We start from the raw sequence: 22608 nt of genomic DNA, 5'->3' as shown, positions 1-22608 counted from the left end.
TCAGTCCGGCTTCCAGTCCTTGACCCATTGCTGCAGGGCGGCGCCGACTTCCTTCAGGACGGGAACAAAACTTCTCTCCCGTGCCCGGAATATGCGTACGCTCGGGTACCATGCCGATGTCTCGCCTTCATCTCCCCAGCGCCAGCAGGCATCCCATCGACTGACCAGCCATACCGGCCTGCCGATCGCCCCGGCGAGATGTACGGGCGATGTATCGACGGATATGATCAGATCCAGACTCTCCATCAGGGCGAGCGTATCCGCCATGTCCCGGACTTCACCCATCGGGTCGAACAGGGGCTGGCCCTGCCATGCCGTGATTTCCTGACAGGGAGCGCCAAACTGGAGATTGATCAGTGTCGCGTCCACCGGGGTAAGGGCGGCGCCCATATCGGCCAGGGTGGCGGAACGTCGTTTGTCAGCCGCCACGAATTCGGCCTGCATGCGCCGTTCGCCCGCCCATACAAGACCGATACGTGGCCGACGGGCCGGAAGCATGGCGGCAAATTTCTGGACATCACCTTCATCGGCCCGCAGGTAGGGGATCCGGGCCGGAATATCGCTTTCGCAGCCGATATCCGCGACAAAAGGCAGATCCGGAATGGGGACGGCATAGCTGTAGCCTTCCGCCCTGTCGAAGTGCGTAAGCTGCGTTACGGTGACATCGGGAAAGGAAAGGGTGAGAAGACGAACCAGCGGCGGGAGGGTAGCAATTGTTATTTCCGCCCCTTTCTCCAGCAGGTACGGAACGAACCGGATGAACTGGATGGTGTCTCCCAATCCCTGTTCCTGATAGAGAACGATTTTCTTCCCGGCTATATCATCCCCGTGGCGCAAGCGTGGCAGGGACATGAACCACCAGACTATGCCGTTGGTTAATGGGGTCCGCTCGGTATAATATTTCCCGCCTTCACGGAAATGGCCTGCCTTGAGAAGGGCGATGGCATATCCAAACCTGATGATCGGCTCGTTCGGAGCCATCTCCAACGCCTTTTTGTACCATGATACGGCCATTTCGGAATGTCCCGTGCGTTCAAGCGCACAGGCCATGTTGTTCAGCAGCGCAACTGTTTCGGGCATATGCTCGAGCCATGAGGAAAGTATCTGCAGTCCCTCGATGGCATAGCCGGTCTCCAGCAGGGACATGGAGATATGCTCGCACAGGCTGCCGCCCTCTTCGGGGTGGCTGGACATGATGTCCCGGTAGAGGCGACACCCCTCGGCAATGTCGCCCTGGGCTACGAGTTCGTCCGCCAGCGTCAGGCGGGCCTGGAGGTGATCCGGTTCGTGAAGCAGGACATTGCGCATGAGTGTTATGACAATATCATGGCACGGTGTATGCTTGGATATCATTCCCGCCGCGACCATGACCAGGGGCGTGTTGGACCGGTTGGCATTGACAACTTCAAGCGCGAGACGCAGGGCATCGAGCCATTGCCCCCGCAGGAAAAGGGCTTCACCCGTCAGGGCCAGGTTTGCCGGGGTAGGGTCCGCCAGCAGGGCCTTCCGCCTGGCATCGACGTCCAGACGCTCCAGGGCCCCATTTTCACATAATGCCGCCAGGTCTTTTTTCTGCATCTTGTTTCCTATGGTTGGTATGGAGACCGGGGCCCCGCGTTCTGTTGCAAGTGTATTGGGGGATATCAGGCCCCGCTACCGCTTAAAGCGGAAAAGGGAGAAAATCCCCGGTGAAGGATGGTCGTCTGATAGTACGGAATTGCGGGGGCGGAGCCGGATATGTGCGGGATGTACTGAAGGGGCGTGTTATTACGGACCTCCCTTCATCCGGCAGGGCTCCATACGGAGCGGATCCCTGAAAAAATACCGGATGGGCACTGGTGTACGGGACCGTCACCCGGCTATACCGCTTCGTGTACGACACCTGTTTTCCAGCCTTGCTCAACACTGACGATAACGGTTACTTTCTCCCCACAAAGACGGCCTTACGACCGGAATGATATATTGGCCGCACAGGTCATCGCCATGACAGACTGCGCCGGAAACGCCACGTTACCAAGATGCGCGAAAGGAAACGTAGTCCTTGAATACTGCCGATGGCACCTCGGTCAAGAAGCAGCCAGACAGCAAGCTGACTGACAGGACTACCGCAGCGCGACAGAAGCTTTCGTCCGCCTCGCACACCCTGGCGCGGTCGGCCGAGGCCCTGCGTAAGGGGGGGTGGAAAGCCCTTCCGTGGCGTTCACTGATCCCCGGCACCGACATCGGCCTTGCCCTTGGCGTTGTCCTGCTCCTTTCCATCCTCATCCTGCCGCTGCCGACGTTCATCCTCGATCTGGGGCTGTCCCTGTCGATCACGTCATCGGTGCTTGTTCTCATGGTGGCGCTGTTCCTTGAGCGGCCGCTGGATTTCACGTCGTTTCCCACCCTGCTCCTGCTGACGACCCTGCTGCGTCTTTCGCTTGAAATCGCGACCACGCGGCTGATCCTCAGCCATGGGAGCGAGGGCACCTACGCCGCCGGTCACGTCGTGGCCGCTTTCGGCGGGTTCCTGATGGGGGGCGACGTTGTTATCGGCGGGATCGTGTTCTGCATTCTGCTGGTCGTGAATTTCATGGTCATCACGAAGGGGTCGGGCCGCATCGCGGAAGTGGCGGCACGCTTCTTTCTTGATTCCATGCCCGGCAAGCAGATGGCCATCGATGCGGATCTTTCCTCGGGGGCGATCAACGAGCGGGTGGCGCGCCAGAAGCGCAAGGAACTGGAAGAGGAAAGTTCCTTCTACGGCGCCATGGACGGCGCGGCCAAGTTCGTGCGGGGTGACGCGATCGCGGGCATCATCATTACGGCGATCAACATCGTCGGTGGTCTGGCGATCGGTATCCTGCGCCATAGTATGCCGCTGAGCGAGGCGGCCAGCACCTTCACCACGCTTACGGTTGGTGACGGGCTGGTCTCGCAGATTCCGTCCCTGCTGGTTTCGACCGCCGCCGGTATCGTCGTGACCAAGGGGGGCACGGATGGCTCGGCGGATGTCACGCTGGTCCGGCAGTTGGGCGGCAATCCGAAACCGCTGGCCATCGCGGGTATGCTTTCGGCCCTTTTTGCCTTCATGCCGGGCCTGCCCGCCTTTCCCTTTCTCGTCATTGCCGTTGCCGCGGGTTTTGGCGCATGGATGCGTTACAAGGCCCCGGTTCAGGATGCCGATGGCGATGTGACCGAAGTCACGGCCCAGCCAGCCGTCGCGCCAATTTCCGAGGTCATGAAGCTTGATCTGCTGCGGCTGGAAATCGGTTTTGGCCTGCTGCCCCTGACCAGCGGTGAAAACCCGCAGTTGACGGAACAGATCAAGGCCCTGCGGCGAACCGTTGCAACCGAGATGGGCTTTATCACCCCCCCCGTGCGCATACAGGACAACATTCATCTTCCCTCGGAGCGATATGTCATCAAGCTCAAGGAGATTGAAGTCGCCGCCGGGGAGGTAAAGCCCGGGCGACTGCTGGCCATAAGCCCATCCGGTGGGGCGCCGCCCCTGGCGGGTGACAAGACGACGGAACCGGCATTTGGCCTGCCCGCCGTATGGATCGCGCCGTCGCTCAAGGCCAAGGCCATTGCGCTGAAGTGTACCGTGGTGGATCCGCCAAGTGTTATCGTCACCCATCTTAGCGAAATGGTCAGGCAGAACCTGCCTGATCTCCTGACCTATGTCGCTACCCAGTCCCTGCTGGATGAACTCCCGCGTGAACAGCAGAAGCTGGTCAATGACCTGATCCCCTCACAGGTTCCGCTGAGTACGGTCCAGCGTGTCCTGCAGGCGCTGCTGGCCGAACGCGTCTCCATCCGCGATCTGCCGACCATTCTGGAAAGCATTCAGGAAGGGTGCAGCCTTGGCCTGCGCGGCGTGCAGAATCTCACCGGGCATGTACGTATTCGCCTGTCCCGGCAGATATGCAACGCGCTGATCGGACCGGCCGGATATATCCCTATGATCACCCTGTCACCGGAATGGGAGAGCGATTTCATATCGCATATCACCGGCCCGGCGGAAGAGCGGCGTCTGGCCATGCCACCAAGCATGCTGAACACGTTTGTCGCGAAACTGCGTGAAGTCTTCAACACCGTCTCCACCGCCGGAGAGGTGCCGGTCATCGTCGTTTCAACGCCGGTACGTGATGCCATGCGCTCAATCGTCGAGCGTGTGCGGCCTTCGGTTTCCGTTCTTTCGCAGTCCGAGATATACCCACGTTCCCGCATCAAGACGGTTGCGACAATCACATGAATGCAAGACCGCAGGCAGTATAGAGACCGATAGAGCATGCAGGCCATGGCCCCAAAAACCGACCCCGGACATACAGAACAGGCCAGCGCGGACCCGCAGGGCGGGATACTGGCCGCGTCCGCCCCGGTCCCTGACACCGGACCGTCCGACGCGCGGCAGGATACCGGCCGGAACGCCATGCCCGTTTCGGGCACCGGGGGCGGCAGGAAAACACGCGCCGGTGCGGCCAGCGGCAGCATGCTGGAACGGGTGGGGCAGCGTTCCCTCAATACGGAAACATATGCCGCCGGGGTGGAATTGCCGATCCGCCCTTCGGTGGAGGACGTTCTGCGGTGGCACGCAATTCCGCAGGCCCTGATCGCCGCCCTGTCCGGTGGGTATCTCGCCAACGGACTGGATGAGCTGCTGTCGTTCGGAACCCTGCCGATCGACAGGCCCGCTCCCCTGGCGTTTGGTGGTCCATCGGGTGGGGGAAAGACGCTGGCGCTTGCGAAGATCGTGGCGCGCTACGTCATGGCCGGCCAGGGCAAGGATGTGCCGCTTCCCTACGTGGTGATCTGTGACCAGAACCCCGGGGATTTCGAGAAACTTGCGGCCCTTCTCAAACCGTTCAGGATACCCGTCATTCAGGTCGGGACACCCGATGCGCTTGTGGATGCCGTAAGCCAGAGACGCAAGGGGCAGCCATTGCTTCTCGACCTGCCCGGGGTCTGCGTCTATTCCCCCGTCAGCATGGCCAGAATGATGCGGATGGTGGAAAGCATCGGCGCCGAGCTTACACTAGTCCTGCCTGCGGGAATGGATGCCGAGGAATCCGCCGATATCGGCGCGGCCTTCGCCCAGTCCGGCGCATTGACGATGATTGCGACCAGAATGGATCAGGCCGGTCGGATTGGCGGTATCGTCACGGCCGCCGCATGTGGGCTGACCCTGACCTATGCCGGGTGTTCATCGGCGGTGGTGGGCGGGCTTGCCACGCTTAGCGCCCCCATGCTTGCCAAAAGGCTCCTGACCCTGCCTGCCTGAAGGCTGGGGCCGGGGATGGGATCATAATACGGGACCAGAAGCCTGTTGCCGGCTTGTGGCCCCGTGCATGAATGATCAGGATCCCGTATTGCTGCCTGTTCCGGAGATATTTGTCACCTCGGACATCGGAATATCCGCGGTGCCCATCTCCACTTCCATATCGGACGTTCCCTTCGTCACGCCGGTTATGGTGCCGTTTACCGTGAACGGCACGGCAGATGTGGTGCCCGTGGAATCAATCGTTTCCACAGCCACGCTATAGGCACCATTCGACAGTGTGTTGCCGCTGTTGTCCGTGCCATCCCAGGTCCAGGTATTGGTGCCGGAATTCGCCGTGACCACGGCGTCCTTGACGATGGTGCCAGAAGCATTCGCCACGGCGATGGCGACCGTCTCACCGGATGTGCCGTTAAAGCTTAGCGAGGCGGAGCCGTTCTGGAGGGGCAGCGTCGTCGAATCCGCGGTTGCCGTCTGGCCGACAAGACTGGTGTCCGACGTCATCTGGCTGTCTTCGTTCAGGGAAATCAGGGTGGCGAGGTTCTGGTTCGTCTCGACCTGCTGTTCCACCCCGGCAAACTGCGCGAGTTCCGATGTAAAGGTGTCGGTACTCATCGGGCTGCTGGGGTCCTGGTTCTTGAGCTGCGTCGTCAGCAGGGTCAGGAATGTGGTGTAATTATCCGCCAGGGAGGCCAGGGCAGACGAGGAACTGCTGGCTGAAGTGCCCGTACTGCTGCTGGCGCTGGCCGCGGCTGTGTTGGCTGAAGTTTTGGCAGATGATTCCGCCGCCTGGAGAAGTTGGCTCTCACTGCTGATGGACGACGTCGTCATTACCTCTTTCCCTTCCTGTTACCACTCCCACGACCCGGGTCATGCGGTAATATTGATCCCATTTCCGGCATATGTGCGGCCAGCCCCTGTGGTTGCATCGCTGGCGCTGCCTTCAATGTCAACTCCTGCCTGACCTGGGGAGACAAAACCACTCCCCCATGCACTGCCCTGGAATGACTGGCCCCCATTCTGTCCCGCCCCGTTGCCGGACATACCCCCCGAGGCACTTCCGTCATAACCGGTTCCACCACTGGTTCCCTGATCGGTAAGGTTGGCGCCATTATCAGTAGCGGCGACGACATCGATCTTCAGGTTATTGACTTCCATGCCGGTTGCGCCCAGCGCCGTGACCAGTTCATGCCGGTTGGTGGCAAGATGGCGGGCCGTTGCCTCATCCTCACTCTGCAGGACGATACCTGTGGTAATGCCGTCGGTCCCTTCGAGACGAACATGAACCGGCGTGGAATCAGCCGTCATGATGGTCATGGAAACAGAGGTCTGGCCATCGGGGGATCGGGAAATCCCAGGCGAGGAGAGGATCTGGTTTCCGGCTTCATCTTCCCCATCCGTCTGGTTCTGTGCCTGGACTGGCTGGGTATCCGCAGCCTGCCCCGCATGCTCGATGGAAAATGCGCTCGGGGCGGAAAGATCGGTGGGAAGGGTTATGGAGGCGGGTGTCGCAGTTCCCATCTGCTGCGCGTCATCGCCCCTGTCACCTTCGGACGTTCCGGAATGGTCGGACAGGCTATCCCCCTGATGTTCCGCGCCCGCCACGATTCCGGCCTCACCTGTCGGGGCTGTGACGGCATTATATCCAGACGATGCCGTGTAGTCCGCCGATGTGGACAAGGACGCCAGTCCGTCGCGGCTGTCCGCGCGGCTGGATGTCTGCACCGTAATATTGCTTACGCTTGCTGTCTGGGGCTGCTGCGGCGTGGTGATGCTGTCGTTATCCTGCGCGGTCTGGGCCGGTGCGGCATTGGTGGTGGAAGATGATGGTGTCGAGGGGGCCGTAGGAGAAGCCCTGCCAAGCAGGGGAGAGGACGCCGCACTTCCCGAAGCGTTCACCGGAACGGCGGCCTGCTGCCCGACTGCGGCCAGCAGGCTGTCCATTCCCGTAGGGGACGAGGCCGCTGTATCGGTGCCATTACTCGAATTCTGTGCAGCCTGGGTGTTGTTTGCAACCGGAGCAGAGGTCGTTGATGTCTGCGTCTGCTTCGCGCCCGGGGTGACACTGCTGCCCACGGCGGAAGCCGGAAGCAGGGAAGACTGCGTGACAGTCGGCATGGTCTGGACGGATGGCACGGATTGCGCCGGGCTGGCTGAAGACAGGGCGGCCAGTACGGTATCCAGTGCCGCAGCGGTAGCGGGCAGCATGGTGCCTGCCTGCGCGCTCCCCGATGTCATGGTGGAGGCCCCGGCCGTGCCGGTGGCTGACAGACTGGATGTTCCGGCCGACTTTTGCCCCTGCGAGGCCATGATCTGCACGGGCATGGCAGTTTGGGCCAGCGCAAGTGCGGGCCATGTCTGCATGGTCTGCACCTGCAGGCTCATATCCGCCGCGGGGTTGGTGTCGGCCTGTGACTGTTCCCTGTCTCCATCACGGCCCGACGTGGTGTCCTTTGCCTGCGTGGGGGCAGGGGATTCATCCGTCTGGGCAGGCAGGGAGAACTGTGCGACCGGGGTGGGCGCGCTATCCTGCGTATCATCCTTTCCCTGCGCGCCACTGTCCTGGCCGACGCGGGTAGGAGAGGATTTTACGTTACCGCCCTGCGTTGACTGGTCCGATGTCATCACCGCGGCATTGCCGGTTCCGCTGGTGCGACCGTGCGCTTCCTGTCCTTCGCCATCCCCCTGGCCGGAGAGCCCCCTGACCATGGCGCCAAAGGTATCTTTCTCCTTCCCGGTCCGTTTTTTGGATGTGGAGGAAGAGGAAGCCGTCATGGTTCCCGATTTCTGCGATGTCGGGGTGGTCAGCCGGGACGACAGGGATGTTTCCTGTGCCGGGTTGGGAGTGCTCGATGCTTTCGCCACCGTAATACCCATCAGATACTCCGTGCTCCTGGCTGCATCCCCATCCGGTCAGGCTGTTCCTGTCGGCGGGTTTGATGATTCCGAAAGAATGGAATCAAGTTCACTGAACGTGGGCATGAAAGCGTGTGGTATATCCTTGCGCCCGATTTCAGCACTGACCTGTGGCGGATTACCCTGCAGATGGGCCACAAGAACGATTCTGATGATATCCGGATAACGCCCATCCTGCATTATCACATCGCGCATCCTTCCCGCCAGTGGGGCCACGACACCATAGGACAGAAGCACGCCGAGGAAGGTACCCACCAGGGCGCCACCGATCATGGCGCCCAGAATGGCGGGGGGCTTGCTGATTGACGCCATCGTCTTGATCACGCCCAGCACGGCGGCCACGATGCCCAGTGCCGGCAGGGCATCCGCGATGCTTTGCAGGCATTCCGACATATGCAGCTTTTCCGTGATGTTTTTCTTGAGTTCACGCGCCATCACCTCGTCCAGCTGGTAGGCGTCACCCATATTGAGGCTGACCAGACGAAGATAGTCGCAGATCATGTTGCGGACTTCCACATCATCACGAACGCTGGGGGACATGGCGAAGATGCTGCTTTCCGCCGGGTTCTCGATATGCTCTTCCAGCGCCATGTTGCCCTTGGCCTGCGCAAGGCGCGTGAAACGGAAAAGCGTGACCAGCAGTTCAAGATAGGCCGCCTTGTCATACCGCGCGCCGTGGAGTGTCAGCTTCAGGTAGCCGGGCGCCTGCTTGAGCGCCTCCTTGGAATTGCCCATCACGAATATTCCAAGGGCCGCGCCGACGATCGTCAGCAATTCGAAGGGCATTGACTTGGCTAAGGGCGCCAGTGCCCCACCGGATGCTACAAACGAGCCGAAGACACAGAGTAGCGCAAAGAAGAGCCCCCCGAGGAAAAGCATTTAGCAGTCTCCACTTTCATCCACTTGGGCCGCATGGCAGAGGTTCCCCCAACGGCGGTTTACAGTCTTTCTACGCAACATTTTTCGGCTTTGATAGTAAGGAACCCCCATGTTGCCGGGTGTCGGCCCTGTTTATTTTGGCGTTCCCGCGCCCGCGTTCGCGCCAGGCTGTGCCGGTGCCGGTGCCGGTGCCGGTGCCGGTGCCGGAAGGGGGCTGGGAGTGATATCGGGCGTAATACTGGCTTCCGGGTCCGGGTAGCGTTTGTGCAGGATGATCACGACCCTACGGTTCCCGGCGGCCGAGGGATCGGATGGGATGGCCAGATCCCTGTCCGCGCGGCCTGACACATCCAGAATGTTACGGTCCGGGTAGCCGGAGCGCACCAGCACTTCACGGGCATGATCGGCCCGCAGCGCGGAGAGGGTCCAGTTGGACATGCCCCACCTGCTGCTACCGTCCCGGTAGGGTGCGGCATCGGTATAACCGATAATGGATATGCGTTCGGGCATGGACGCAAGCCAGGCGCCGATCTGCGCCAGCATCTGGCTGCCAAGACGATTGGGGGCGGCCGATCCGTTATCGAACATCGGCGCGTTGCTGGCGTCATGCAGTTCAATGCGGATGTCATCACGTTCGACATGAACGGACATGTTGGGAGCGGATGCCTTGAGTTCAGGATTTTCCTGGACCGCTTTCTGGAGGCCCGCGGCCATCTGCTCGATCCTGGACTGTTCGTACGCCGCCGCCACCGGGTTCTCCGCGCCAACATAGCCTACGCTTTTGGCGGCGCCGCTCTGTGGTCCCCCGATCGGTATGATCGCGGGGGAGGAAGGCGTAAGATGCGTCTTGAGGCCGCGCGTGATGTCATCGGAATCCGATCCCCCCGGCAGCGAGGTCTGCTGAGAGTCACGGCCCCCCTTGTCGCCGTTCTGTTCCGGTTCCACCGTCTTGCCATCTATGACGCGCCGGACGACAGTCCCCCCCGTAAGGGGGGAAGGATCAACGTCAAGCATCGCATCCGTGGACTGGAGATGCGCCCCTTTTTCCGCCATGGGATTGAAGAAGGCCGCGATGCCCGCGCGCTGCTCGTCGGTGGTTGCGTTGAGCAGCCACATGACAAGGAAGAACGACATGAGGGCGGTCATGAAATCACCGTAGGCGATCTTCCATGCGCCCCCGTGGTGCCCGCCCTGTTCTTCGTCATCACCCCGTTTGATTATGACGGGATGGTTATCGTTTTTTGCCATGTGGTGCTATCCGCAGTCTCATGCGCCCTTGTATTGTGCCATACCTACACGACATGACGGGTTGCCACGGAATGAGGCGCGTCCAGCATGCGTCAGGGAGATGGAAGTATCCACCCAGACTTCTCCCCCGATTTCGCGCCAGCGGCGGCAGAAGGTGAAGTCCTCGCTCAGATAGGTTCCGGTATCGGGGTCGATGCTGCCATCGAACAGGGCATGGTAAAGGCCGTCTCCCTCGCTGCCGGGGGCGTCGATACGCCGGTACGCGGTTTCGGAATAGCTTTTGACCATCATGGAGACCGCCTTGCGGCTGATCATCATGAAGCCCGTCCCGGCGTAATGGGTTTTGACCAGGGGCCCTTTCTCCCATGTCTGGTGCATGGCTTCGGTCTCACCCACGTAGCGCAGGGAAGCGGTTTCCTGTGATTCGCCATGCAGCATGTTTTCCTGCGTCGCCTTGTCCCAGAACCGGTCCCGGATCGGATACAGGCCGGCGATGAGATCCTTGTCGGCCGCCAGAAGCCGGGCGGGCGCTTCCGCCGGGAAGCCGATATCGGCATCGATAAACAGGATGTGGGAGGCGTCGGACAGCACCAGGAATTTGTGCAGCAGGGTATTACGGGCCCGGGAGATCATGGCATCGTCACCCAGCAGGGAGAGGGTCATCGGAACCTGCAATACGCTGGCGCAGGCGACTATGGATTCCATGTATTCCTGTGTGACCATGCCACCGAAACATGGTGTGGCGATAAATATCTTCGCATCCGGCTGCTGTGTCTGTTGCATGTACTTTCCCAATTGCTCCTGGCCATCGATATAATCGGATTGCCCCCAAATACGATTATATTGCGCTCTCTTTTAAGAGAGCGATAGCGGGCGCTTTCCACTTTCTCAAGGATCAAACCAGTCGGGGGCCGCAATAAGGCAGCCTTAAGGGGTGGGAACGGGAAAAGGACTGGCGGTTAGGTCATTTTGTTGCGTCGGGAAAGATCGTCGATCTCGGCCTGCTCGCGGCGGGCAAGGGTTTCCTTTTCTTCCTCCAGCCGCCTGTCCATGATCGCCTGGGCGGCTTTCTGGGCCGCATTGGCCTGTATGAGCGCCTCACGCGCCTGGTCGGATACCTGACGGACGGCGATCAGCGCATGTTCGGCCTGTTGGACGGCTTCCTTTCCCGATGGCAGCCATACGCGGAAATCATCCATCGAGACCTGCCCGGAAGCGGCCTTGACCCGCTCGCTTTCGATGAGTGCGCGCTGTCTTTCCACATGGGCGATGGCTGCATTTTCCTTACCCATCGCTTCGGACAATGCGCTTTTCGCCTGATCCACTTCTGTCTGCCTGAGCCGGATCAGGGCCTGTAACGCCCGTGTTCTGGCGTCCATTACGATGCCGGGGATGGCGGTGAAAGGGCATGGGCCAGTGCATCAAAGCTTTCGGCCAGCGTGGCTCTTTCGTTACGGTTCTGCTTCAGCACATCCTCAATGGCGGGTGCCACGCGAATGGCCTTGTCCACCTTGGGGTCGTTACCCGCACGGTAGGCGCCCAGACGGACCATGTCCTGCATTTCATCCCAGGTGGCAAGGTCGGCCCGCGCTTCCTGCACGAGGCTGTTTTCCTCGGTCGAGTTGCATCCGGGCACGGTTCGCGACAGGGAGCGCAGGACATTGACCGCCGGGTAGCGGCCTGCTTCCGCGATCCGGCGTTCCATGACGACATGGCCATCAAGAATACCGCGCACCGCATCGGCAACCGGTTCGTTGTGGTCATCACCTTCAACCAGAACCGAGAACATGGCCGTGATCTGCCCGGCCTTTCCATCCGGGCCGACGGCACCGGGGCCCGCGCGCTCCAGAAGGCGGGGCAGTTCGGCAAAGACACTTGGGGGATAACCACGGGTAGCCGGGGGCTCACCCGATGACAGGCCAATTTCGCGCAGCGCCTGACAGAACCGGGTGACACTGTCCATGAGGATGAGTACGGACTTGCCCTGATCGCGAAAATATTCAGCCGTGGCCATGGCGGTATAGGCGGCTTCCCGGCGCATCAGCGGGGATGAATCCGAGGTCGCGACAACAACGACCGATCTGGCCAGCCCCTCGGGCCCGAGATCATCCTCGATGAATTCCCGGACCTCCCGGCCACGTTCACCCACCAGGGCGATAACCGCGACATCACAGGCCGTATACCGGGCCAGCATGCCCATCAGGGTGGATTTGCCCACACCGGAGCCCGCAAACAGCCCAAGCCGCTGTCCCTGGCGGCAGGTTGTAAACAGGTTGAGGACGCGTACCCCAAGGTCAATACGTGGGCCAAGCCGCGCCCGACGCGCGGCCTCGGGCGGGGGGGCATGCAACCGTTGCGGCGTTCCATCCGGGGGCAGCGGCCCCTTTCCATCCACGGGGCGGCCCATCGGGTCTATAACCCGGCCCTGCCAGCCATCATTGACAAGCAGGGTGCCCCCGGCCCGGCGTGTCCTTTCGGCCGGATCGAACAGGCTGAATGTTGCCCGGCAACCGGAACCGACCCCTTCCAGCGATCCATACGGCATGGCAATGGCCGTTTCACCACGAAAGGCGACGATCTCCGCATCGGTTTCACGCCCGTCCAGACCAAGGATGGATACGCGATCGCCCACCCCGGTAAAGTCCGCCAGGCCGCTGAGAGACACGGATAAGCCGGAAAGCCCGGTCACCTGACCTTCAAGCACCCCGACGGGCACATCATGCCGCGGCGTGGCCACGGCGCCGCGGATGGCTTCCATAATACCGGGAACACCGGCCATTACCTCGGCAAATGGAGATGCGGCGACTGGTTCTTCACTCATGGGGCGTGCCTGCCCCGGAAGCCTGCAAATCCCTGTCCGGGTATGTCAGTCCCGTAATTCAAAACTTAAAAGAGCCCGGAATACATGCTGCCGGATGAGGACGAGGAACCGTTCGTGTTAAACAAGGCAATGATTCCTTCATCGCTGTTATCCCCACCGAACAGATCCAGCATGGTTGTCGGCTTATCCGGTGTCTGCGGATTGATCTGCAGCATGGCGAGATACTGCTCGGCATATCTCTGGATTCCATCAGGGGTGGAGAAGTCCGTCAGGTTGACCTTGTTCTTCAGCAGGGCGACCTGTTCGTTATAATCAAGCACACCAAACTGGTCAGGATCGTAACCGGAAACCGTCTCCACCACCTTCAGCAGTGTCGGATCCGACATGATTTGTGACAGCGTTTTACTGCTGGTCATCGTACGGGTGAAATAGAGCGCGTTGCCTACCCCGCTATCCTGATTCTGATCGTCGTCTTCGTACTGGGTGTATTCAAACTTTGATACGATCGAACTGATCGTATCCGACGTAAACGGCGTCGCACTCGCCGTTCCGCCATTTGATCCCCATGTGCTGAACGCATCGGCAAAAGCGAGCCAGGTGGCATTACCCGATGATTTCGCAAGCGATTTGGAAGAGGTGGGATCCTGTGTCAGCAGATCCTTGACCAGCGCCGTCTCCCCGGAAATGGAACCGAGACCATAGGCGCCAAGAACCACCTGCAATGCCGAATAATTCTTGAGAAGGCCATCCGCCGATGTGATGGAGGGCGCTTCCTTCTCGAAGCTGGAGATTTCGTGGGTAACCGTGGCATCCGTCTTTGCATAGGTCGCTGCCGCAGTACCCTCATCCTTCTCGGCGGTAAGATACAGGGACACCGGAGAGACATTGCTGATGCTCATCAGTTCAATCCTTCATTCGTGGTCCGCACGCAGTACCCGACGCTTTGGCGAAAATTCAGCATGCAAATTTTATTTGTTCCTATCACATAGTCAGCGCCAGGGGAACACAGACCTCAGGCATGGCGGCAATCACAGGCGGCGGGGAGCGGGCCTGCCCCTATGCCGCGCCCAGACAGGACTTTTTATTCATTCTCCACTACCGTATCCTGCCAGCCCATGTCGTGGGAGCAGATGCCTGTTTCCTGACAGCGATCCCGCCGACCAGATCAAGGCCCATTTCCCGCATGCCCAACAGCCAGACCAAACCACAGAAGTGTTCCGACAGCCTGGCCGGGAAACCGCTGCGCTACATGACATCGGCCATGGCAGCGCTACTCACCATCAGCCTGGCGGGTTGCGGGGCGCCAGCAAAACCCTATCTGGACGAGGGAATGACACTGTCACGGGCCGGGTTCATTGCCCATACGGCGGATACGACCGCGCGCTATGCCATGATGAACACGCTGCCCCCGGGGCAGGTTACATATCGTCCTTCTCCCACGGGGCTGATCTATCTTTACGCTGATCCAATCGGATGTGGCTGCGTCTATATGGGATCGGAAGCCGCGTACCGGACGCTGACCGGATTGGTCAGCGCGTCCAGTTCGAAAGGGAAGAAATCCGCACAGTTTCTGCTGGATCTGCGGGAGATGGCGGCAGAAAACAGGCGGGATACGGCTTTGTGGGACTGGAGCGCATGGTCTTCCAACGCCGATCCGGGCGGAAACCAGCCACGCCATGTGATCGGTGGATACTGGTAAAGCAGGCACCCGGAAGGAAAATCAGCCTGTCCGGTGCCTACGCCCCTCTCCGGCCATGCGGGAGGGGGCGCCATGTTGAAAATCCTTGGCCGCCTGTTCCCTTTCTGATCAGGAAACGGGATAAGCCGGATTATCAGATATAGTCCGCAAGCGACATGCTCTTCATGTCCGAAACAAGGGTATAGGATGCCTGCAATCTGGTGTTGAGGGCGGATGTCTGCGTCGCGACCGCAGCAATATCCGCATCCCTTGCATTGGAAAGCTGCGTTGTCATCATGCTTTGCATGCTGGACAGGAGGGTCGTTTGTGAAGTCAGGTTATCCTGCGTCACACCGACGGACGATTCCATATCCGTCAGCTGTGCAATCGTGCTCTGCAGGGATGTGTGCAACTGACTGACCAGATCGGAATAGCCGCTGGTCGAACTCGACATTCCAGACATGGAAGAGACAACCATCATATCACGCATCAGGTCATAGATGGGAGATCCGGTGGAGGGCGAGGTCGAAGTCAGACCGCTCCCCTGTGTCGCGACTATCCCCACTTCGGTTGCTGTATTGCTGCCTGTCAGGACCGATTTCTGGAGCGAGGCCGCCTTTTCGGCAATCGTTTCATCCCCGGAAAGGGTGGTCAGGCTGGAGGAGAAAACCGAACCTATATTGCTGTTCGCCGCATCTGTAGCCGCGGTCATGACGGATGATGCGCCAGAAGTGCCGAGCGTGCTGACGGCCGCAGAGATCGCCGTCGCAAGTGACCCGCTTGCAAGCGAACTGGCATTGGTGAGCGGGGGTTCGGTTGAATCCTGTCCGGCAAAAACATACCCCGTACCGTCTGAGGTATTGAGCGTGGCACCGAGGTCCGTCAGCGCGGACTGGGCCTGGGTCGCAATATCCGAGATCGTGGAACTTGAGGATGACCCGGTGATACTGAGGATATTCGTGTTCAGGTTCTGGGCCAGGGAAACGATCTGCTGGACTGCGGTAGCTGAAACGGTCAGGCTGTTCTGCGCATTGGTGACGTTGTTCTGCCAGGCTTCAACCTGCGTAATCTGGGGCGTGATGCTCAGGGCGGACGTCCGGTTCGAGCCCAGCCCGGCATAGGTTTCCGACAGCGTCCCCGCTGACGTCTCCCATGAAAGGTTCTCCTGGGTCTGTGTCATACTATCGATCCCGGCGTCGAGAATACGAAACGCGCCGGAATCACCATACTGCCCTATAGAAGTACTCATGACTGTCTTCCCCTGTCCGCTCAGTCGATAGCGTCGAGTAGTGCGGTGAACATCGATTGTACGGCAGTTATGACCTTGGCATTGGCGGTATAGGCATTCTGCAGTGCGACAATCTTGGACATTTCATCATCCACGTTCACGCCGGAAACATTGGAGACACTGGTCTGCAACGTCGTCTGGACCGATGTGGAAGAGGTCAGACCATCACTGGCCTGCGCAATGGTTGAAGCCTGATTGGAAGTAAGGGACGTGGCCAGGGCAAGCAGACCCTGCGTACCTGAATATCCGGTGGACAGCGAGCCTGTCGGCCCCAGATCGGAAGACGGCGCCGCCAGGCTGCCGCTCACATCATCCGTGCTGGTTCCGAATGCCGTGCTCAGAACTTTGGTCACGGCTGTTACATCGCCCGTCGCCCCTGTGCTGCTGTCTGTTGTCAGCGATGAAGGGGTATTCACATAAGATGAATTGACGCTCAGCGTTGATGACAGGCCAACAATGCCAGCCGGCGTTTCCTGCGTCGTATTGGTCGACGGCACCGCCCCGGTCCCATCCGTGAACAGGTCAAGCCCGGCGCTGTTGAACCGCGTGGCCAGCGTGGAGGAGAATGAGTCAAGCTGGGCCTGCATCTGCGGATAGGTCACATCACGCAGTGTGATATTCGCCCCCAGCGTCCCGCCCGTAAGGTGGGAGGTGATATCCTTGCCCCCCAGCGTAATCCCGGGAATCTGCGAAGAGGAATCCCCGGTGCTGTAATAACCCGCCGATGTGACGGAAACATCGGACGTGGACAGGGGCCATGTGGAACTGGGAAGGGTGACGCTCGTATCGCTCTGCCCCATCTGGTCCGGGCGGGTCGGAAGTTCGGTCCCGTCCGCCGTCCGGACAATCATGTCGCCATTCGATGTTTCAGAGAATGTCACCGACAGTTCGGATGACAGGTCGGTCATGATCCCGAGGCGCTGGTTCTCGAGATCGGCCGTATCCGCGCCAGTCGCCTTGAGGCTCATGATCTGCTTGGACAGCGCGCCGATGTTCGTCAGATCGGAATTGATGGTGGAGACCGTCGAGACCACATTGTCTTCCGCGGTCTGGCGCTGCTGTGTGTAGGTCGTGGAAAGTGTATTGATGGAGGAGGTCAGGGACTGCGCGCTGGAGACGACACCGGCCTGGGCGGAACTGTCCAGCGGGGTCGAGGTCAGTGTTGTCAGGGCGCTCTGCACATTACCAAGCAGGTCAGAAAGCGTATCCGTGCTGCCTGAATCCGCCGATGTCGACCCCTGCAGGGCCGATACGGCGGCCAGCGAGTTGCTTGTCGCCGTATATGCGGCGACCTGGGCATTCTGGCCGTAAAGGGCGGTCTGCAGGGCATTGTTCACGTTCAACGTCGTCGCGGCGACATGGACGCCTGTCCCGCTGCCACCCGCCACGGCCGAGGACACATTCGCCGTCTCGCTGACATACCCTGACGTTCCCGAATTCGAGACGTTCTGGGACGTTACGGACAGCTCGTAATCAATCGCGCTCAGTCCGCTATTGGCTATTGATAGCGATGATCCCAGATCCATGTCTTTCCCCGCACGCCGGTCACGGCCATGTATTCCCATGTAACCAGAACAATGTATGCCGGGCGTTAAGGGTGATTACAAGACCTATTGCATTCTGGTGGTGTTTCAGGAACTCGGTTCGGCGGTGATCTTGTCGATCGCATTCATGTAACGGGTGGATTCCGTCTGTACAAGCTGGAAATTCAGGTCGTAATCACGCTGGATCTCGACCATCCGCGTGGTCTCATTGATGGAATTCACGTTGCTGGACTCAAGCATTCTCTGCCGTATTTCCGTCTGGGCCACGGCATGGGTACGGGTCGTGGGCTTGAGCAGGTAGGACCCTTCCGGCTGCAGGGTGTTGAGGTTGTCAACGGTTACGATACCGATATTCGCGATTCGTCCATCCTCGGTCGACATCGTTCCGTCCGACGCAACCGACACGATGTCATCTTGCCGCGCGACGACGATATTCTGGCCCTGCCGGTCAAGAAGGGGGTTTCCGGCCCCGTCGACAATCGTTCCATCCACCCGGCGGTGAAACTGCCCGTTACGGGTCAACCGTACGCCCTGCGCCGTACGCACGGAGAAGTAGCCTTCACCATTGATGGCGAAATCTGTCAGGTTTCCCGTCTGCCGCAATGCCCCCTGCAGATGATCCTGGTAGGTGGCCTTATCCTGCGTGAATGCCTCTTCCCGGCCTCCGGGCACTTCATGAGTGCCCTTCTGGTGGACGAGGTAATCCGAGAAAATCTGCCGTGTCGCCTTGAACCCGTCCGTATTGGCGTTGGCCAGGTTCGAAGCGGCCACATCGAGAGCACGTGTCAGCGTATCAATACGCGACAGGGCGATATATGTCGTGTTCTCCAAGTGTCTGTCTCCAGCAAGGGCACGCGTTTACGACAAGCGGCCGGTCACCACACCAGCCCGTCCCGGCCATCGCCCCATGACGGGCGCACCGTGAAAGTCCGGCGATCGGTCCGATAATATTGGATCAGCGTCGCAACGGCAAGATTCCACGCATGCATGCATATCCATACCCTGCCGGCGCCAGTCCGGTAACCTATCTTTTCAGAAAATGCCTTGCCATGACCGTAACGTGGTTTTACCTGTATCTCAAGCATGCATGGCGCGGATGTGATCCGGCTATATATGCATGGCATGTCATTTTATCGCCGCTGATCGCGATGGATGGCCATGATAAGTGCAGCACACCCCGGAGGCCTGTCCGCCCATGATGCGTTCCCTTGATATCGCCGGTACGGGCATGCAGGCCCAGACCGCGAATGTTGAGACGATTTCCAACAATATCGCCAACATGACGACCACAGGCTACAAGCGCCGCCGCGCCGAGTTCCAGGATCTCATCTATCAGGATCTCCGCCGCGTCGGAACCATGAGCTCCGATACCGGTGACCTTGTGCCGGCTGGCGCGCAGATCGGCCTGGGTGTCCGCACCGCAGGCATCTACCGGATCAATGAGCAGGGCACGCTGGAGCAGACCAGCAACGCGCTTGACCTGGCTATCGAAGGCCGGGGCTATTTCCGTGTGACGCTGCCTTCGGGTGAGTACGCCTATACCCGTGACGGGACTTTCTCCCTCTCGGATGATGGCACGATCGTCACGGCTGACGGCTATCCCCTCAGCCCCGATATTTCCCTGCCGAACAATGCCGAAAACATCACGGTAGACCAGACCGGACAGGTTCAGTACACCGTATCGGGCACGACGACGGCGCAGGTTGCCGGTCAGATCCAGCTTATCACCTTCCAGAATGAAAATGGTCTGGCCGCCATGGGTCAGAACCTGTTCGAAGCCACGACCTCATCCGGTGATCCGATTACCGGCACGCCGCAGAGTACGGGGTTTGGATCGATCCGTCAGGGCTTTGTCGAGGAATCCAACGTCAACGTGGTGACCGAAATCACGGATCTCATCACCGCCCAGCGTGCATATGAAATGAACAGCAAGGTCATCACCGCTTCCGATGAAATGCTTCAGACGCTGACAAACCTGAAATAACATGCGCGTGCGGGCAGCAATCGCCGTAGCGATCGCCGCGGGCATCGTGACTTTACACATTTCGGGCGGATCGGCGGCAACGCTGCGAAACACCACTGTCGTCACCACCGACAACGTAAAACTGTCGGATCTGTTTGCTGATCTGGACCCCGGTCAGGACCGCGTGCTTGGGCCGGCCCCGGCCCCGGGTGGCAGCATCCATGTGGGCGGTCGGCAGTTGATCGCCATTGCCGATCAGTATGGCGTTGACTGGCTGGACCAGTCGCCATCGGCTCTTGCGACAATCACACGTTCAGGCCGGGTTCTGGACAAGGATTTCTTTATCGATCTCATAAGGAAAAGCGTGCCTGACGTCGGAAGCGGTCCCGTTTCCGTTGATCTTGTCGATTTTCATCCCCTGATCGTCGCGCCGGATGATCGCAATCCGGTCATCATGACGGATATTGACTGGGACCAGAAATCCGGGCGCTTTTCCGCCACGATCTACCGGACGCATCCTATCGGGGATGTCACGCAGGATTCATTCCTCCTGATCGGGACCGTGCATGCCTCACAGACCACGCTTGTATTCTCCCACCCCCTGGCCGCAGGGGCGGTGATTTCACCACAGGACGTACGCATCGGGGAGTCCAGCACCGAATACACATCGGGAAGAATATTCACCGATGAAACCGAGGTGGATGGCATGACGCTCCTGCATGATGTCACCGCAGGGGAACCCGTTCTGGACCGGGATCTGCATCGGACCATACTCATGCATAAGGGCGATCCCATCCTGATCGTTTTCATTGTGCCGGGAATTCGCCTGACGGCTACGGGAAAGGCCCTGGAAGATGGCGGGGCCGGTCAATACGTACGTGCCCTCAATCTGTCGAGCAATATGGTGGTTACCGGCCGGGTGGCAGGGCCATCACAGATCGAGATCGAGACCGGATCGGCCGCGGTTCCTTCCGATCCGAACATGTTACGCCGCCTGGCCACATCCAGCCGCGCAAATACGCGGGCGAATTTATCGCTCCGGTAACCGAGAATGATCTGGAGAACTCCCTTGACCAAACACCGCCTGTCTGGCGCGATAATGACCGGATTGCTGTGCCTGTCCGGGTGTTCAGGCCTGTCGGAAATAAGCGAGATGGGCCACCCGCCCCGCATGACCAAGACATCCGACCCGACACAGGCGCCTGATTATCGTCCCGTGACCATGCCCATGCCCCCCCTTCAGGCCCCGCCGACCGAGGTCGGAAGCCTGTGGCGGCCGGGAAGCCGGGCCTTCTTCAAGGACCAGCGGGCCTCCCAGGCCGGTGATCTCCTTACCATCAAGGTCGAGATTGCCGATAACGCCGCCCTGACGGACGATACATCCGCCAGCGGCAGCGGATCGGAGGATTTCGGGATTCCCAGCCTCTTCGGCTTCAAGGGCAAGGGGGTATCGCACCTCACCAACTCGGATGCACTCAGCACGAGCAGCGCCAGCGCCAATCTTGCCGCGGGCTCGATCCGAAGGAACGAGACCGTCACCCTTACCCTGGCCGGGACGATTACCCAGGTTCTTCCGAACGGCAACTTTGTCGTTGTCGCCCGTCAGGAAGTCCGGATCAATGGCGAGCTGCGCCAGCTTCTGGTCAGCGGTGTTGTCAGGCCACAGGACATTCTGGAAGATAATACCGTCACCCACGACAGAATTGCCGAGGCGAGAATCTCGTACGGCGGCCGTGGCCAGCTTACCAAGATCCAGACGCCACGATATGGCCAGCAGGTGCTTGATAGCGTTCTTCCGTTCTGATCCGAAAGCGTGATTTACGGCTGGCGCGGGCTATTTACCCCCCGAAACTTCTGACCAGTCCGCCAGCCACCATCTGCCATCCATCGACCATTACGAAGAAGATCAGCTTGAATGGCAGCGAGATGGTGGCGGGGGGCAGCATCATCATGCCAAGACTCATGAGAACGCTGGATGTAACAATATCGATGACAAGGAACGGCAGATAGAGCAGGAAGCCCATCTCGAAGCCGCGGCTCAGTTCACCAATCATGAACGCCGGAATGAGCACGCGCCACGGCATGGCGGCCGGTGTGGTTGGTGGCGCCACATTCGCAAGATGCAGGAATGTGGTGAGGTCGGCAGGCCGGGCATTCGCCAGCATGAACCCCCTGAAAGGCTCCGCCGCCGCTGCCAGACCTTCCATTTCACTTACACGGCCATCCATCATGGGGGAAATTCCCTGAACCCATGACTGTTCGAGAACTGGCTGCATGACGAAAAACGTCAGGAACAGTCCAAGGCCGATCAGTACCGTATTGGGTGGTGTGCCCTGCGCCCCGATCGCACCGCGCAGCAGGGACAGGACTATGATGATCCGCGTGAACGCGGTCACCATGACCAGAAGACTGGGCGCCAGCGAAAGAATGGTGATGAGCGCCGTCAGCTGGATCAGGCGGCTGGTCGTGCCCGCGTCCCCCATCCCTTTGCCAAGATCGACCGTCAGGGACTGGGCATGTGCAAGCGTCGGCATGGCCGCCAGGGCAACAACAGCTCCGATACAGGCAAAAAGAGCCCCGGCTCTGGCGGCACGTCCCGTAAAAGACGGATATGTCAACGCGTTAGCTCCACTATTCGCATCAATCCGGTGGGGTATCAAGGAAACTGGCAGGGCGTGCGGCATCCTCATTTTCCATCCAGCCCAGGAATACGTCATTGCCGCCCCCGGTCAGGATCAGTCCCTTTTTTTCACCGCATTTTATGATGCTGATACGCCGGCGCTGATCTATGGCCAGACTTTCCACCACGGCCAGATTGCGTGTCTGGCGCCGCCGCGACAGGTAGGGTTCCAGCAATTGCAGTCCATAGCGGCTCAGCAGAATGAGCGCGATGACGATTACGAACGACACAATCCATGTCAGCCATGCAGTGCCGAACGTTCCCGCGCCATGTGCAAGAGAGCCTGACTGGGGCGCGGCAAAAACTCCTGTCGCGGATACTGCGCCCATGC

The 22608-nt window shown here is 59.8% G+C and carries 20 protein-coding genes; 6 read left to right on the top strand and 14 right to left on the bottom strand.

Going from position 1 to position 22608, the window contains the following annotated elements:
* Positions 1 to 1578 (bottom strand): glycosyltransferase, encoded by a 1578-nt coding sequence (locus LDL28_RS15070; protein WP_233059483.1) that lies wholly within the window; start codon positions 1576 to 1578, stop codon positions 1 to 3.
* A 586-nt stretch (positions 1579 to 2164) separates the two neighbouring features.
* On the opposite strand from LDL28_RS15070, the gene flhA reads away from it, so the two are divergent.
* Together flhA and LDL28_RS15060 are read left to right on the top strand one after the other, a co-directional pair.
* On the top strand, positions 2165 to 4237 hold the full coding sequence (gene flhA, locus LDL28_RS15065) for a flagellar biosynthesis protein FlhA (RefSeq protein ID WP_233059523.1): 2073 nt from the start codon (positions 2165 to 2167) through the stop codon (positions 4235 to 4237).
* Between the two features lie 45 nt (positions 4238 to 4282).
* Positions 4283 to 5263 carry a hypothetical protein gene (locus LDL28_RS15060; protein WP_233059482.1) on the top strand — a complete coding sequence of 327 codons (981 nt, stop codon included), beginning with the start codon at positions 4283 to 4285 and terminating at the stop codon, positions 5261 to 5263.
* Between the two features lie 75 nt (positions 5264 to 5338).
* Here the strand turns inward: LDL28_RS15060 and LDL28_RS15055 are convergent, their stop codons facing one another.
* The 8 genes from LDL28_RS15055 to LDL28_RS15020 form a co-directional block, all read right to left on the bottom strand.
* Complete coding sequence (locus LDL28_RS15055) at positions 5339 to 6091, bottom strand: flagellar hook assembly protein FlgD (protein WP_233059481.1); 753 nt, start codon at positions 6089 to 6091, stop codon at positions 5339 to 5341.
* A gap of 39 nt (positions 6092 to 6130) precedes the next feature.
* Positions 6131 to 8137 carry a hypothetical protein gene (locus tag LDL28_RS15050; protein ID WP_233059480.1) on the bottom strand — a complete coding sequence of 669 codons (2007 nt, stop codon included), beginning with the start codon at positions 8135 to 8137 and terminating at the stop codon, positions 6131 to 6133.
* A 36-nt stretch (positions 8138 to 8173) separates the two neighbouring features.
* Positions 8174 to 9055: a flagellar motor stator protein MotA gene (gene motA, locus LDL28_RS15045; RefSeq protein WP_233059479.1), complete on the bottom strand. Its 882-nt coding sequence runs from the start codon at positions 9053 to 9055 to the stop codon at positions 8174 to 8176.
* Between the two features lie 132 nt (positions 9056 to 9187).
* Positions 9188 to 10303, bottom strand: a complete 1116-nt coding sequence (locus tag LDL28_RS15040) for a flagellar motor protein MotB (protein WP_233059478.1) — start codon at positions 10301 to 10303, stop codon at positions 9188 to 9190.
* A gap of 18 nt (positions 10304 to 10321) precedes the next feature.
* Positions 10322 to 11086 carry a hypothetical protein gene (locus LDL28_RS15035; RefSeq protein ID WP_233059477.1) on the bottom strand — a complete coding sequence of 255 codons (765 nt, stop codon included), beginning with the start codon at positions 11084 to 11086 and terminating at the stop codon, positions 10322 to 10324.
* A gap of 176 nt (positions 11087 to 11262) precedes the next feature.
* A complete protein-coding gene (locus LDL28_RS15030) occupies positions 11263 to 11682 on the bottom strand; it encodes a flagellar FliJ family protein (protein ID WP_233059476.1) in 420 nt (139 codons plus the stop codon).
* Complete coding sequence (gene fliI, locus LDL28_RS15025) at positions 11682 to 13061, bottom strand: flagellar protein export ATPase FliI (RefSeq protein ID WP_255663301.1); 1380 nt, start codon at positions 13059 to 13061, stop codon at positions 11682 to 11684. The genes LDL28_RS15030 and fliI overlap by 1 nt, the downstream gene beginning before the upstream one ends.
* A 128-nt stretch (positions 13062 to 13189) precedes the next feature.
* Entirely contained in the window at positions 13190 to 14023 is an 834-nt protein-coding gene (locus tag LDL28_RS15020; RefSeq protein ID WP_233059475.1) for a DUF1217 domain-containing protein, read from the bottom strand.
* Positions 14024 to 14142: 119 nt separating this feature from the next.
* Between LDL28_RS15020 and LDL28_RS15015 the strand changes: the two genes are divergently transcribed.
* Positions 14143 to 14823, top strand: a complete 681-nt coding sequence (locus tag LDL28_RS15015; RefSeq protein ID WP_233059474.1) for a hypothetical protein — start codon at positions 14143 to 14145, stop codon at positions 14821 to 14823.
* Between the two features lie 133 nt (positions 14824 to 14956).
* Here the strand turns inward: LDL28_RS15015 and LDL28_RS15010 are convergent, their stop codons facing one another.
* From LDL28_RS15010 to LDL28_RS15000, 3 genes are all read right to left on the bottom strand, one after another.
* On the bottom strand, positions 14957 to 16051 hold the full coding sequence (locus LDL28_RS15010; protein ID WP_233059473.1) for a flagellin: 1095 nt from the start codon (positions 16049 to 16051) through the stop codon (positions 14957 to 14959).
* A gap of 20 nt (positions 16052 to 16071) precedes the next feature.
* Entirely contained in the window at positions 16072 to 17616 is a 1545-nt protein-coding gene (flgK, locus tag LDL28_RS15005; RefSeq protein ID WP_233059472.1) for a flagellar hook-associated protein FlgK, read from the bottom strand.
* A gap of 105 nt (positions 17617 to 17721) precedes the next feature.
* Positions 17722 to 18465, bottom strand: a complete 744-nt coding sequence (locus tag LDL28_RS15000; RefSeq protein WP_233059471.1) for a flagellar hook basal-body protein — start codon at positions 18463 to 18465, stop codon at positions 17722 to 17724.
* 367 nt (positions 18466 to 18832) lie between these two features.
* On the opposite strand from LDL28_RS15000, the gene flgG reads away from it, so the two are divergent.
* Genes flgG through flgH form a run of 3 tightly spaced genes read left to right on the top strand, consistent with a single transcriptional unit; the run spans position 18833 to position 21401 of the window.
* Positions 18833 to 19618, top strand: coding sequence for a flagellar basal-body rod protein FlgG (gene flgG, locus LDL28_RS14995; protein ID WP_025811490.1), 786 nt, complete (start codon positions 18833 to 18835; stop codon positions 19616 to 19618).
* 1 nt (position 19619) lies between these two features.
* Positions 19620 to 20642, top strand: a complete 1023-nt coding sequence (gene flgA, locus LDL28_RS14990; RefSeq protein ID WP_233059470.1) for a flagellar basal body P-ring formation chaperone FlgA — start codon at positions 19620 to 19622, stop codon at positions 20640 to 20642.
* A 54-nt stretch (positions 20643 to 20696) separates the two neighbouring features.
* A complete protein-coding gene (gene flgH, locus LDL28_RS14985; protein ID WP_233059521.1) occupies positions 20697 to 21401 on the top strand; it encodes a flagellar basal body L-ring protein FlgH in 705 nt (234 codons plus the stop codon).
* 34 nt (positions 21402 to 21435) lie between these two features.
* Here flgH and fliP read toward each other — a convergent pair whose 3' ends face one another.
* Together fliP and LDL28_RS14975 are read right to left on the bottom strand one after the other, a co-directional pair.
* Positions 21436 to 22131: a flagellar type III secretion system pore protein FliP gene (gene fliP / locus LDL28_RS14980; RefSeq protein WP_148299251.1), complete on the bottom strand. Its 696-nt coding sequence runs from the start codon at positions 22129 to 22131 to the stop codon at positions 21436 to 21438.
* A 106-nt stretch (positions 22132 to 22237) separates the two neighbouring features.
* Positions 22238 to 22606, bottom strand: coding sequence for a flagellar biosynthetic protein FliO (locus tag LDL28_RS14975; RefSeq protein WP_233059469.1), 369 nt, complete (start codon positions 22604 to 22606; stop codon positions 22238 to 22240).
* Positions 22607 to 22608: the final 2 nt, after the last annotated feature.

Origin of the sequence: Komagataeibacter sp. FNDCR2 (assembly GCF_021295395.1) — a bacterium.
Lineage (GTDB): Bacteria > Pseudomonadota > Alphaproteobacteria > Acetobacterales > Acetobacteraceae > Komagataeibacter.
This window is presented reverse-complemented; position numbering and strand designations above follow the sequence as displayed.